Consider the following 12,799-nt stretch of genomic DNA (forward strand, 5'->3'; position numbering starts at 1 on the left):
GCCGGGCCTCAGCTGACCTTCGTGGAACGCCGGATCGCCGCGGCCAGATCCTCCAGCAGCGGTGCGGCGCCCGCGTGCGAGAACCGGAACACCGGTTGCCAATCGGCGACCTGACCGGCGCGCACCGCGGGCAGGCTGCGCCACACCGGATTCGCGTTGAGCGCGTCCAGCGACAGCGCGGCCGCGCGGCGGTCGAGCAGGATCAGGTCGGCGGGGTATTTGTCGGTGCGTTCCCAGCTCAGCTCCTCGAAGAAGCCGTCACCCGCGACGTTGTCGGGCACCACCATGTCCACGCCGAGTTCCGCGAAATAGCTCAGGTCGGCCGACACCCTCGGGTCGGACACGTAGAAGATGCCGGGCGCGGCCGAGGCCGCCATCACACGCAAACCCGGGCGCTCGGCCAGCGCGTCGCGGACCGCCTGCACGGCGGCGTCGAAACGAGCCTTGGCCTGCGCCGGCCGGGGTGCGTTCAGATCCGCGCCCAGCGCCGTGGCCAGCTCGCCGTAGCGGGTGATGAGCTGCGGCAACGTCTTCCGGGCGATCCGCACCGCGACGACGTTCGGGTTGATCGCCAGGATCTTGTCCTTGCTCGAATCCGGGACGTACCACAGCCGATCCGGCACGTATTCGTCGGTGATCAGCAGATCGGGTTCGAGGCTCGCGTATTTCTCCAGATTGAAATCGCCCCAGTTGTTGCCGAGGACGGTCACCTTCTGCACGTCCAGGTCACCGGCCAGCGCGGAGGCCTGTCCGGTGGGGGTCACCGCTTCGCCGAACACGCCGACGACACGATCCTGCAGACCGTAATCGGCGAGCAGCCCGGCGGAACCGCCGAACGCGACGATCCGGCTCGGGATCCCGTCGGTGCGGACCGTGCTGCCGCGATCGTCGGTGAAGCTCCAGCTGCCGCCTGCGGACGGATCGTCCGCGGGCGACCGGCCGGTGCACGCGGTGACGACGGCACCGAGACCGGCTGCGCAAGCGGTGGCGAGCAGACGGCGGCGGGATAGCTGGATTGTGTCCATGACGGCCATTAGAACATATCGGTTAGGCAAGCCTTACCTGGATCGAGCCGTCGCGCGGCCTATTCCCCAGCGCGCAACTGGGGAAATCGCCGCTAGGGCCAGCCGAACTGGACATGTGACCATCAAGCATGCGCAAAGCGATGAAACGGACACTGGCGGCGGCACGAACGCGCGGCCGACGATGGGTGGCCGGTGCCGCCGTCGCGATGATCGGCGGTTCGACGTTGGTCGGCCTGCCCGCGCAGGCCGCGCCGGTCCCAGATGCGCCGGTGCTCAGCCGGATTCAGGCCGAAGGCGCCTACTTGGTCGATGCCCGGGGCCGAAAAGTGTTGCTGCACGGCATCAACAACGTCGACAAGGACGCGCCGTATGTCGAGCCCGGCGACGGCTTCACCGTCACCGACGAAGACGCCGCCCTGCTCGCCCGGCACGGGTTCAACACCGTGCGGCTCGGCGTGAACTTCGCCGGGCTGATGCCCACCCGCGGCGTCGTCGACACCGCCTATCTCGACCGGGTGGCGAAAGTTGTCGATACCCTTGCGGCACAAGGTATCTACACCTTGCTCGACAACCATCAGGACGGACTGTCGAAGATCTGGGGCGGCAACGGTTTCCCGGAGTGGTCGCTGCGCGCCCGCCCGGGCAAGCTGGAACCGAATCCCGGCTTCCCGCTCTACTACCTGATGCCGAGCATGAACCGTGGCTGGGACGAGGTGTGGGACAACAGCAATGGCGTGCTGGACCACCTCGGCACTGCCCTCGCCACGTTGGCGGAGAAGGTCAAGGGCCGCAACGGTGTGCTCGGCCTCGAATTGCTGAACGAACCGTGGCCCGGCTCGGCCTTCCTGAGTTGCTTCCCGGACGGCTGCCCCCGCTTCGACACCAAATACCAAGCGGCGATGCAGAAGCTGACCGATGCGGTCCGGGCCCGCAACGCCGAGCTGCCTATTTTCTGGGAACCGAATGTGACCTGGAACGAGACGATGCCCTCCCATCTGGGCAAGAATCCGCCGATCACCTCGCCCGATATCGTGTTCGCGCCGCACGACTACTGCATCCCGAGCCAGCTGGCGATCTATCTCGGACTGCCCGAAGAGCTGCGCGGGGTATGTCCGGTGCAGCAGGACAAGACCTGGGGCAATATCGACTCGTTCGCCCGGCGCACCGGAATCCCCACGCTGGTCACCGAATTCGGCGACGGGGATGCGACGGTGCTGCGCAACACGCTCACCCGGGCCGACGAGCGATTCATCGGCTGGCACTACTGGCACTACGCGTCCCGCTTCGGGCAGGGCGGTCCGAAACCCGACCCGTTCCTCGGCGATATCGGACGCGATCTGGTGCGCACCTATCCCCGCGCCACCGCAGGCACCCCGGAACGACCTCGATTCGACCCTGCCACCGGAGATTTCGCCTACCGATACACACCGCAGGCACTGTCGGCGCCGACGGAGATCTACGTCTCCGACCTGCACTATCCGGACGGCTACGAGGTCCGTGTCGAGGGCGGGAAAGTCACCTCGGCGGCCGGCGCACGGATCGTCACCGTCGAAGCGACCGGTTCGACCCCGGTCACGGTGCAGATCCATCGGCCGGGGTCGAAGGGGGCCACCGTGCCGGCCGGACCGATCAGCGGCACGCGCTGACCGGCCCCGGCCGGTCACTCCTCCCGGTCGAAGTCGGCGACACCGCGCTTCCAATACCCAGCGATCAGGAAGTCTTCCGGACCGACGCCGAGTTCGGTGCGCACCCAGCGGCGGATCGGGCGCAGACAGCCCGCCTCCGCCGCCATCCACACGTAGATCCGTTGTCCGGCAGGCGGTTCCACGGTGCGGAGCGCCCGCTCCAGTGCGTCACTCTGCCCGGGTGCCGCCGCACCGCGATGCACCCACCGCACCCGCATCCCGGGCGGGGCCGTCAGCGGGATCTCCGCATCGGCACCGCCCACTTCGATGAACGCCCAACCGGACGCGTCGTCCGGCAGCCATTCGAGCCAGCGGGCGATCGCGGGCAATGCGGTGATGTCTCCCGCGAACAGGTACCGGTCGTAGTTCACCGGCACCACCACGCCGCCCGGCGGGCCCGCGAGATGGATGCGCTCGCCCGGCCGCACCGTTTCCGCCCAGGCCGAGGCGAGGCCGCCGGGATGGATCGCGAAATCGATGTCCAGTTCACCGTTCTCGGCGTCGTAGCGCCGCACCGTGTACTCCCGCGACACCGGTCGCGGGTTGCCCCACTCCAGGGACAGCCCGTCCCGGCGCGGCAGGTGCAACTCCCCCGCCGCGTCCGGAAAGATCAGGCGCACATGCTCGTCCGGCACATAGCTGTGGAACCCGGCCAGCTCCGGACCGCCGAAGGTGATCCGCAGCAGACCGGAACCGACCGGCGCACGGCGCAATACCTCGAGCTCCCGCAACCCGATCGGATAGCCCACCTTCGCGCCGTGCGATCCGGCCAGTACTTCCGCGATGCGTTCGGCGTATGCGGCCCGATCCATCAGTCGTCCTCCTTGCCGAACAATGGCCCCGCGCAGGTCACTTGAAGCGCGCCTCTAGCAGGTCGAGGGTGTTCATCGCGTTGCGGTAGTCCGGGCGCTGGCTGGTCGGCGGCAGTTCGTAGACCTGGCCCGACTGGAACGCGGGCAGCTTGGCCATCAGCGGATCCTGCTTCAGCTGTTCGACCGTGCGGCCCCCGTCGAGCTGCACCACGATCACCGCGGGCGCGTCGACCACCGTGGTCAGCAGTTCCTGGCTGAACGCGACCCAGTCCGCGGCCGCGGCCCGGGTCGGGTTGCCCGCCTTGGCCTCCACCTGGTTGTCGATGGTGAAACCGACGTCGGTGAGCAGCGTGGCCAGCGGCGTGCCGGGAGCGATCACCGACGGCTTCAGATCCTTACGCGACTGGAAGACCGCGACCGCGCCCTGCGGCGGCTTGATCGCGGACCTGACCTTCGCGACCCGGTCCCGGTAGGCGGTGATCAGCGCGTCCACCTTGTCGGCCCGGCCGATGGTCTCGGCCACCACCTTCAGCTGGTCCTGCCAGTTGTTGAGAGTCGTCGGCACCAGCACGGTCGGGGCGATGGCGGAGAGCTGGTCGTAGGCCTGCAACGACTGCTGGCCCGGGTAGCCCTGGCCGCCGCCGATGATCAGATCCGGCTGCTGGGCCGCGATGAACTCGAGGTTGATGTCGTCGCCGGACGGAAGCAGGGCTGTCCCTTGCTTTTTGGCGTCCGCGTCCCAGGCGGCCGGGAACTCGCCCGGCTTCAACGTGACGCCGAGGACCCGCGGATCGGCGGCCTTGACGTTGGCGCCGAGGTCGAAGAGGTAACCCGCGAGCGCGCCGTTGACGACCGCGATGCGCTGCGGTTCGGCCGGCACCGTCACCGCGCCGCGCTCGGTCTGCACCTGCCGGGTGGCGGACTTGTCCGCGGCGTCCGAGCCGGAACTGCTACAACCGGCCACCGCGACCAGCGCGAAAATCAGTAGGGCGACGGCGGCGCGCAGGCGGGCCGTCATTCGGGACAGCGTCATGAATCGGTGTTCCTTCTTCTCTCGGTGGTGGGCAAGCTCGTACACGTCTCAGCCGACGCGGGCGGCATTCTCGGCAAGCGGGATGACCAGTGGCGCACCGGTTTCCGGGTCGTCGATGATCCGGCACCCGAGATCGAAGACCTCGCGCACCAATTCGGCGGTGACGATCTGCTTCGGCGGGCCCGCGGCGACCACCCGGCCGTCCTTCATCGCGATGAGGTGGCCCGCGTAGCGGAAGGCGTGGTTCAGGTCGTGCAGGACCGCGACCACGGTGCGCCCGGAGTCGCGATGCAGCGCCCGGCACAGGTCGAGCAGGTGGATCTGGTGCGCGATATCGAGGTAGGTGGTCGGTTCGTCGAGCAGGATCACCGGGGTGTCCTGCGCGAGCACCATGGCGATCCACACGCGCTGGCGCTGCCCGCCGGACAGCTCGTCGACCGGACGCGCCGACAGTTCGGTGACACCGGTCGCGGCCATGGCCGCCGCCACCGCGTCCGCGTCGGCCTGTGACCACTGGCGCAGCAGCGACTGATGCGGGTACCGGCCGCGCGCGACCAGGTCGGCCACCCGGATGCCGTCCGGCGCGAGGGAAGTCTGCGGCAGCAGGCCGATCCGGCGGGCCACCTCCTTCGCCGGATAGGTGGCGATGGACTTGCCGTCCAGCAGCACCGCGCCGGATTCCGGGGCGAGCAGGCGGGCCAGGGCGCGCAGCAGCGTGGACTTGCCGCACGCGTTCGGGCCGATCACTACGGTGAACTCGCCGTCCGGCACGTCGACGGACAGCTGGTCGCTGATCGTGCGGCCGCGGTAACCCAGGCGCACCCGATCGGCCCGCAGCGCAGCCTGTTTCGCGGCGCCGACGCCCGATTCGACCGGGGCGCCGTTGTTTTCGCTCATCTTCGCTTCCTCAGTTCCTGCACCCGGCACTAGGTCCGCCGTGCCTCGGTCACCAGCAGGTACGCCAGATACAGGCCGCCGATCGAGACGGTCACCACGCCGACGGGCAGCTGCGTCGGCGCGAACGCGCGCTGCGCGACCCAGTCACCGGCGATCAGCAGCAGCGCGCCCATCGCCGCGGCCGGCGCGAGGGCGGTCGACGGGCTGCGGGCGAGCCGGCGGCCCAATTGCGGTGCGGCGAGGGCGACGAACGCGATCGGCCCCGCGACGGCGGTGGCGACCGCGGTCAGCGCGACGCTCAACACGATCAGCAGCAGCCGCGTCCGCCCGACCCGGACGCCGAACGAACTCGCCAGATCGTCACCGAGTTCCAGGACATGCAGCCGCGGTGCGGCCGGAATCACGAGCAGCGCGAGCACTCCCAGCAGGATGAGCGCGGGACCCACCTGCGGCCAGGACAATCCGTTCAACGAGCCCGCGCCCCAGGCCGCGGCCGACATCGCGGAGTTCAGATCGGCGCGCAGGATGAGCCAGGTGTTCACCGAGGCCAGCATCGCGCTGACGCCGATACCGATGATGATCAACCGGAAGCCGGTGACGTTGTTGCGGAACGCGAGCAGCTGAATGACCAGGGCCGCCGCGAGACCACCGATCAGCGCACCGAGAGCGGTCTGGAAGTGGCCGCCGCCGACGGCGAGCAGTACCAGCAGCGCGCCGGTGTAGGCGCCGGTGTTGAAGCCGACGATATCGGGGCTGCCCAGCGGGTTCCGGGTCACCGACTGCAGGATCGCGCCGCTGAGACCCAGCGCCGCGCCCAGTGCCAGGGCCAGAACCACGCGGGGAAAACGCCACTGCCACACCACGAGCCGATCGAATCGGTTGTCCCCGACCAACAGGGCCCGGAGCACCCGGTCCGGCGGGATCACGTAATCGCCGGTGCCGAGGGCGAGTACGGCCACCGCGAACGCGGCGACCAGCAGCACCACGCAGACGAGAGTGGTGCGCACGCTGATGCGCGCGCCGAACCCGCGCGGGGCGCGCAGCACCACCATCGTCCGGCCGAAATCGATCGGGGCGCTCACGCGGCACTCACCCGGTCGCGCCGGGCCAGCCAGATCAGCACCGGCGCACCGACGAACGCGGTCACCAGGCCGGCGGGCACCTCGTCGGGCCGAATGATGATGCGGCCGATCACATCCGAGCCGAGCACCAGGATCGGTGCGAGCAACATCGAATAGGCGATGATCCAGCGCTGGTCCGGGCCCACGATCCAGCGCGCCACGTGCGGCACCGCCAGCCCGACGAAGGTGATCGGCCCCACCGCCGCGGTTGCCGTGCCGCACAGCAGCGTCAGCGCCACCGCGGTGAGCAGCCGGGAACGCCCGACGTGCACGCCGAGCGAACGGGCGAGGTCGTCACCGAGCGCGAGGGCGTTCAGCGAGCGGGCGGCGACCACCGCGGCGAGCAAGCCGACGACGATGAACGGCGCCGCGCCCCCGATGACGTCGTAGCCGCGCCCGGTCAGCGAACCCGAATCCCACTGCCGCCACTCCTCGAAGGCCTTGGGGTTCAACAGGATCAGGCCCTTGGTCAGGCCGGAGAGCACCGCGGTCACCGCGACGCCGGCCAGGGTCAGGCGGATCGGATCCGACCCCTGCCTGCCCGCGGTGCCCAGCCGGTACACCACCAGCGATACCAGGGCGGCCCCGGCGAAGCCGAACCAGACGTACGCCGTGATCTGGGTGACGCCCAGGAACGCGACCGCGAGCGTGATCGCGAAGGCCGCGCCCGCGTTGATGCCGAGCAGGCCGGGATCGGCCAGGGGGTTGCGGGTGAGTCCCTGCATCAGGCAGCCCGCGACACCCAGCGCGAGCCCGGCGAGCAGGCCGAGCAGGGTGCGCGGCAGGCGGTATTCGGTCACGATCAGGTGATCGGGCGAGCCGTCTCCGCCCCAGAGCGCGGCCCAGACTTCCCCGAGCGGAATCGCTTTCGTGCCCACGATCAGGCTCAGCAGGCACGCGGCAGCCAGCACCGCCGCCGCCAACAACCACCCTGACCAGCGCAGGGGCTGGTTGCTCGGCAGGTCCATCGGGTTCTATCTCCAGTGCGGTCGGGCAGCAATCAATGCAGCTTAGCCTTACCTACCTCCCCGAATGGAAATTGTCCGAATGAGACCTTCGCAACGCGGCCCCTCGGCTAGGCGACGAGAGTGAGGTGCGCGCCGCGGATCCGGACGGTCCCACCCGTCCGGGTCAGCAGGCGTTCGAGTGCCGCGGCGACCTGGTTCGGCTGCTCCAGAATCACCGAGTGCCCGGCGCCCTCGACCAGCACCAGATCCGCGTACTCGACGGCCGCGGCCATCGCGACGGAATGCGCGGGCGGGGTCATCAGATCGGCGGTGCCGCACAGCACCAGGGTGGGAATCTTCGAGAGCAGCGCGAGCGCGTCGGTCTGGTCGTAGACCATGAAGGCGCTCAGGAAACTCGCCATCGTCACGATCGGCGTCTGGTTGTGCATCGCGTTGGCCAGCGCGAGCACCCGCGGACTCACCTTGCGATCGCCGAACTCGGCGGCCCGGACCACCGGCGCGAACACCCTGCAGGCCACCAACTTCGCGCGCTGCATCAGCCGCGGCGCCCGCCGCACCGCGGCCTGGAAGACCGAGATCACCGGATTGCGCAGCAGACGGCCGAAACCCGCGTCGGCGAGCCCGCTGGCCGCGGTCGCGACGAGCGCGACCCCGGCGACGCGGGTACCGATCACGTGCGGACGCTGGCTGAGGTAGGTCAGGACGGTCATGCCGCCCATCGAGTGACCGACCAGGACGACCGGACCGTAGGGCGCCACCGCGTCGAGCACCCGGCTCAGGTCGTGGCCGAGTTGCTCGAGCCGGTAGGTCTGCCGCGGCGCGATCGCCGAGTCGCCGTGGCCACGATGGTCGTAGCAGACCACCCGGGCACCGGCGTACCGGCGCAGCAGCGCGTCGCGCACGTCGGTCCACGACTCCGACCGCAGGCAATGCCCGTGCACCAGCACCACGGTGAGTTCCGCCTGCCGCGGTCCGTACTCGTACACCGCAAGGGCCACACCGTCATCGGCCGCCACCGTGGCACGCCGCGCGGCCGGGACGGCGAAGGTGCTCGAGGTGCGCATCGGTCTCTCCGATTCGAGTAGGTGGTGACACGTCCTACTCTCCGCCGCGCCCGCCCCGCGCAGCAGCACCCCGAGTACTGGGCTCCGTTCCCCAAGGTGGCACAGACCCCCACCCAGGGTGCGGTTCAGGAGTGCGGTTTGCGCGCCGGCAGCGCCAACGTTCTCGGCGTCGGGTGCCGCCTTTCGACGCTCTGCAGAACAAGCCCGCCGCCCGGCTCGGGTGCGAGGGGCGGCGGGTGGTGGTCCGTGATCGGACTCAGGTCAGGTGGTCGTGGTCGCCGCGGACCCAGGAGACGTAGCGGGCAGCGGAGGTGCGGATGGTGGTGCGGGCGTCGGTGTCGAGCGTTTTGCCGAAGTTGTCGTAGAGGCGGGTGAACTCGAACTCCTCGACTACCTTGGTAACGCGCTCTACCACGTTGGGCGACAAGGGAATCCGGTTCGGATAACTGCGCATGAACGCTACCGACTTGCGATCCGGGTTGGCCTGGATGGTGTCCGCGCTGAACAGCACGCCTTGCCCGCCCGCGCCGGCCGCCCAGTGCGCGACCGCACTGCCCGGGAAGTGCCCGCCGAGCTGGCGCAGAGTCAGACCGGGCAGCACTTCCAGCCGCCCGGACCACGGGCGGATCACCGGGTCCGGGCGCGCGACCCATGCCAGATCGGCCTCGGCGACCAGGACCGGCACCCCGCCGAGGGCCCGGCTCCATTCCACCTGCACGCCGTAATGGTGCGGGTGCGACGGCACGATGGCGACGACTTCACCGAGTTCCCGGACCCGGCGCACCGCGTCCTCGTCTACGTAGCCGGTCACGTCCCACAGCAGGTTGCCCGCGGGCGTGCGCACCAGGTGCGATTCCTGGCCGATGCCGACCTGGGGCTCGGCCGTCAAACCGAACAGGTCCGGTTCGAGTTCACGCATCGCCACCTTGTGCCCCGCCGCGACCAGTTCCGCCAGCGTCGTCCATCGCTGGCCGTCGGCAGGCATCCACTGCCGCTCGTCCGCACAGATACGGCAGAGCTGCGCCGCGGCGTCGTGCTCCACCGCGCAGGTCTGGCAGATCTTCCACATATCACCCTCGCAATCCGGTACACCCACCCCTGTTTCTACACAGAGGACGAATGCCGTGCAGCGAGTTACGTGATCGCGCGTCCGATCCGGGTGCGGCAGGGCGCGCCTGCCGCACCCGAATCCGGCCTATGCGGTGCCCGCCTCGACCGGAACAGGCTCGGAGGACGCGACGAGTTCCGACGGTGTCTCGGTCCGCCCGCGGGTCAGAATCAACACCGCGATCGCCGCGACCACGCTGGTGGTCGCGATCAACGCGGCCACCCGCCCGGTCGCGTCGCCGACCGCACCCGACACGGCCAGGCCGACGTTGCCGAAGGCCACGGTGGCGACCGCCGCGCCGATCGCGCCGCCCAGGTTGTGGAACGTCCACGAGGCGCCGACCGCGAACCCGGTGCGGGTCGGTTCGACGGACGAGATCGCGAGCACGGTCGCCGGGCCGAGCACCAACGCCCAGCCCGCGCCGAACAGCACCAGCGCGACCAAGAGCAGCGCCAACCCGTCGCCGAACGCCGCCACCGCGATACCGAGCCCGGCCAAGGCCAGCAGCCCGAAACCCCACGGCAGCAACGCAGGTGGCCCGAAGCGATCGACGAACCGCCCCGCGACCGGGGACGAGAGCGCCAGCGTCCCGCTGACCAGCAGCAGCAGGAAACCCGCCTGCCGCACGTCGAAATCCCGGCCCTGGGTGAGATAGGTCGGGATCACCAGCAGCGCGGACGCGTAGAACAGACCCAGCGCGAAGTCCGAGACGATCGCGGCGACGAATCGGCGCTTGCCGAACAGCGCAGGGTCGATCAGCGGATTCGCCGCGCGGCGTTCCACGACGATCCCGCCGGCGACCGCGGCGACGAGCACGACGGCCGCGACGAGAACCCACGGCGACGAGAACCCGCGCAGGTCGCCGAGCACGAAGATACCGACCGCCGAGACGACGGCGAAGGCGACCGCCACCTGCCCCGGCCAGTCCGTCCCGCCGGTCTTGTCCGGCACGCTCGGCGGCACCGCGAAGGCGATGGCGGCGAGCGCGGCCAAGCCCAGCGGCAGGTTGATCCAGAAGATCGATTGCCAGCCCAGGCTCGGCACCAGCAGGCCGCCGAGCACCGGCCCGATGGCCAGGCCGAGCCCGTTCACCGAGTAAAGCCAGCCGATCGCCTTACCCCGATCCCCCTGTGGGAAGAGCGATTCCACCAACGTCGAGGTGCTCGTGTACAGCACCGCGCAGGCCGCGCCCTGGACGAAGCGCGCGACGATCAGGGCACCGATCGACCACGCCGCGGCCGCGCCCACCGACGCGATTACAAACAGCGCGAGCCCGAACAACAGCACCCGCCGCCGCCCGAAGCGGTCCGCGACCCGGCCCGCCGTCACCATGAACATCGACAGCGCCATCAGGAAAACGCCGAGCGTCAGTTCGGTATTCGACGGACCCGCGTGCAGATCGTCGCCGATGGTGGGCAACGCGGTGGTGACGATCGTCAGGTCGATGCAGCCGAGGAACGACGCCACCGCGAGTCCGCCGAACCCGACGACCCGGCGCCGCGCGGGAATCTCGACGGTCGTCACTGTTCCTCCCTCGCGCCGTGCAACGCCGACTTCCGTTTCTTGAAACGCAAAGGGAGCCAAGCGACCCGGTCCGGATGCTCCGGCACGACGAACAGTTCGCGGGTCCGCCCCATCGCCGCCGAGATGCGTTGCGGGTAGATCACGAAATCGAAGCCCTCGTGCGCCCACAGCGGCATGATGATCGGGCATTCCTCCAAAAGATATGCGCGGCAAGCTTTCCGGACCGACTCCTGATCGACGTCGGGCTCCCGGCTGAGCCGGCGCTCGATAAAGCGGTCGATGGTGCTGTCGATCGCGTGCCGGTACGGTTCGTCGGTCTCGTAGGCGTGCTCGACCGCGTCGTACAGATCACCGTAGCGTGGGTGCGACAGGGCGAAGTCCCAGCGCAGCACGTTGGTGGGGCAGTCGATCCGGTCCAGCAGGGTGCTGTTGCGGGCGATCCATTCGTCACCGGCGATGCGGGCCCGGGCGTGCCGGTCGATATCGGTGCCGCCGCTGAGGTTGTGCCGTTGCAGCGTGTCCGCGACGGCGATCGAGACCCGGCCGAAGTTCGACCTGTTGATCAGATCTATTGTCGCCGCGAGCTTTTCACCCTCGTGATAGTCCGCACCGACGCTGACCAGCAGCACCGTGGAGCGGCCGTCGGTGGTGATGCCGTCGGAGCGCAGATCGTAGGCGGCCTTGTGCGACGCGGAGAGCAGCGTGGTGGTGGTCATCGTCAGCTCCAAACCTTCAGCGCGGCAGCCGGATCGCTCACACCGATGAACAAACCGATGGTGATGCGCGGGCGATCCTGTGACGGCGCGACCGCGTGCACCCGGCGCGGATCGATGAAGATCGCGTCGCCGACCCGCGGTGTGATGACCAGCGCGGGCTCGCCGACCTGCGCCCGATTGATGCCGTACACCCGGTCGCCGGAACGATCCCGGTACTCGTGCTCGTCCGGGTAGTCGTCCCAGATCTCCAGTTCCCCGCCCTGATCCGGCACGTCCAGATAGACGTTCACCGACAGCTGGCGCGTGATCCGAACCGCGAAGTCCGCCGGCAGGTTTCGGCTCACGTTGTCGGTATGCGGCTCGAGATCGACCCCCGCGAGTTGATAACGCGCGACACCGGCGAAGAAAGCCTGCCCGTCCTGGCGCAGCAGACTCGCACCGGACGGCCAGATCTCGTCGAGCAGCAGCCGAAGATCGTCCGCGGGATACGAATACGGCGCGGCGATCTCGCGCAGGCGCTCGATATTGTCCCGGGCGTGCTCGAAGTACTGCGCCCGGCCGCTGTCGGTGCTGGTCTCCGAGAAGGCGTGACCGATCCGGCGGAACTGCGGGTCGGTGGCGAGCGGACCGTGGTCCTGCCTGCCCACGAACGCCTTTCGCAGATGTTCGAGCGCGTCCGGCCGGACGAACCCCGACAGCCGGACGGCGTGCACGTCTCCGTTCAACAGTGCGGTCAGGGACGCACGGTCGAATCCCTGCCTGGTGGTGTCCAACACGCGTTCTCCGAGAGATGGCGTGGCCGTAGTCATGTCGTTCCCCTCTGGTTGTCGCTCTATGGACCGGGCA

The 12,799-nt window shown here is 69.4% G+C and carries 12 protein-coding genes; 1 reads left to right on the forward strand and 11 read right to left on the reverse strand.

The features are described 5' to 3' along the window. Positions 1-8: 8 nt before the first annotated feature. The gene (locus O3I_RS25540; RefSeq protein ID WP_202804877.1) at positions 9-1,025 is read right to left on the reverse strand and encodes an ABC transporter substrate-binding protein; all 1,017 of its coding nucleotides are present in this window, start codon (positions 1,023-1,025) and stop codon (positions 9-11) included. Positions 1,026-1,165: 140 nt separating this feature from the next. Between O3I_RS25540 and O3I_RS25545 the strand changes: the two genes are divergently transcribed. Beyond that, entirely contained in the window at positions 1,166-2,671 is a 1,506-nt protein-coding gene (locus tag O3I_RS25545) for a cellulase family glycosylhydrolase (protein ID WP_051067009.1), read from the forward strand. Between the two features lie 14 nt (positions 2,672-2,685). Here the strand turns inward: O3I_RS25545 and O3I_RS25550 are convergent, their stop codons facing one another. The 10 genes from O3I_RS25550 to O3I_RS25595 form a co-directional block, all read right to left on the reverse strand. Then, positions 2,686-3,522 (reverse strand): siderophore-interacting protein, encoded by an 837-nt coding sequence (locus O3I_RS25550; RefSeq protein WP_014985888.1) that lies wholly within the window; start codon positions 3,520-3,522, stop codon positions 2,686-2,688. Between the two features lie 37 nt (positions 3,523-3,559). After that, positions 3,560-4,555: a Fe2+-enterobactin ABC transporter substrate-binding protein gene (locus O3I_RS25555; protein WP_014985889.1), complete on the reverse strand. Its 996-nt coding sequence runs from the start codon at positions 4,553-4,555 to the stop codon at positions 3,560-3,562. A gap of 48 nt (positions 4,556-4,603) precedes the next feature. Further along, complete coding sequence (locus tag O3I_RS25560; protein WP_014985890.1) at positions 4,604-5,452, reverse strand: ABC transporter ATP-binding protein; 849 nt, start codon at positions 5,450-5,452, stop codon at positions 4,604-4,606. Between the two features lie 29 nt (positions 5,453-5,481). Then, positions 5,482-6,504: a FecCD family ABC transporter permease gene (locus O3I_RS25565; RefSeq protein WP_041562875.1), complete on the reverse strand. Its 1,023-nt coding sequence runs from the start codon at positions 6,502-6,504 to the stop codon at positions 5,482-5,484. A gap of 26 nt (positions 6,505-6,530) precedes the next feature. After that, entirely contained in the window at positions 6,531-7,541 is a 1,011-nt protein-coding gene (locus tag O3I_RS25570; RefSeq protein ID WP_014985892.1) for a FecCD family ABC transporter permease, read from the reverse strand. Between the two features lie 107 nt (positions 7,542-7,648). After that, complete coding sequence (locus O3I_RS25575; protein ID WP_014985893.1) at positions 7,649-8,605, reverse strand: alpha/beta fold hydrolase; 957 nt, start codon at positions 8,603-8,605, stop codon at positions 7,649-7,651. Positions 8,606-8,861: 256 nt separating this feature from the next. Then, positions 8,862-9,674 carry an MBL fold metallo-hydrolase gene (locus O3I_RS25580; protein WP_014985894.1) on the reverse strand — a complete coding sequence of 271 codons (813 nt, stop codon included), beginning with the start codon at positions 9,672-9,674 and terminating at the stop codon, positions 8,862-8,864. A gap of 126 nt (positions 9,675-9,800) precedes the next feature. Further along, positions 9,801-11,237, reverse strand: a complete 1,437-nt coding sequence (locus tag O3I_RS25585) for an MFS transporter (RefSeq protein WP_014985895.1) — start codon at positions 11,235-11,237, stop codon at positions 9,801-9,803. After that, positions 11,234-11,953 carry a tRNA-dependent cyclodipeptide synthase gene (locus O3I_RS25590; RefSeq protein ID WP_014985896.1) on the reverse strand — a complete coding sequence of 240 codons (720 nt, stop codon included), beginning with the start codon at positions 11,951-11,953 and terminating at the stop codon, positions 11,234-11,236. Before O3I_RS25590 ends, O3I_RS25585 begins: the two co-directional genes overlap by 4 nt. Positions 11,954-11,955: 2 nt before the next feature. Then, on the reverse strand, positions 11,956-12,729 hold the full coding sequence (locus O3I_RS25595; RefSeq protein WP_014985897.1) for a 2OG-Fe(II) oxygenase: 774 nt from the start codon (positions 12,727-12,729) through the stop codon (positions 11,956-11,958). Positions 12,730-12,799 lie beyond the last annotated feature (70 nt).

It is taken from the genome of Nocardia brasiliensis ATCC 700358 (genome assembly GCF_000250675.2).
Lineage (GTDB): Bacteria > Actinomycetota > Actinomycetes > Mycobacteriales > Mycobacteriaceae > Nocardia > Nocardia brasiliensis_B.

Excerpts from the sequence above, each read along its gene's own strand:
- O3I_RS25545 (WP_051067009.1), top strand. The coding sequence starts at position 1,166 with ATGAAACGGACACTGGCGGCGGCACGAACGCGCGGCCGACGATGGGTG.
- O3I_RS25565 (WP_041562875.1), bottom strand. The coding sequence starts at position 6,504 with ATGGTGGTGCTGCGCGCCCCGCGCGGGTTCGGCGCGCGCATCAGCGTG.
- O3I_RS25590 (WP_014985896.1), bottom strand. The coding sequence starts at position 11,953 with ATGACCACCACCACGCTGCTCTCCGCGTCGCACAAGGCCGCCTACGAT.
- O3I_RS25555 (WP_014985889.1), bottom strand. The coding sequence starts at position 4,555 with ATGACGCTGTCCCGAATGACGGCCCGCCTGCGCGCCGCCGTCGCCCTA.
- O3I_RS25560 (WP_014985890.1), bottom strand. The coding sequence starts at position 5,452 with ATGAGCGAAAACAACGGCGCCCCGGTCGAATCGGGCGTCGGCGCCGCG.
- O3I_RS25540 (WP_202804877.1), bottom strand. The coding sequence starts at position 1,025 with ATGGACACAATCCAGCTATCCCGCCGCCGTCTGCTCGCCACCGCTTGC.
- O3I_RS25575 (WP_014985893.1), bottom strand. The coding sequence starts at position 8,605 with ATGCGCACCTCGAGCACCTTCGCCGTCCCGGCCGCGCGGCGTGCCACG.
- O3I_RS25580 (WP_014985894.1), bottom strand. The coding sequence starts at position 9,674 with ATGTGGAAGATCTGCCAGACCTGCGCGGTGGAGCACGACGCCGCGGCG.
- O3I_RS25570 (WP_014985892.1), bottom strand. The coding sequence starts at position 7,541 with ATGGACCTGCCGAGCAACCAGCCCCTGCGCTGGTCAGGGTGGTTGTTG.
- O3I_RS25550 (WP_014985888.1), bottom strand. The coding sequence starts at position 3,522 with ATGGATCGGGCCGCATACGCCGAACGCATCGCGGAAGTACTGGCCGGA.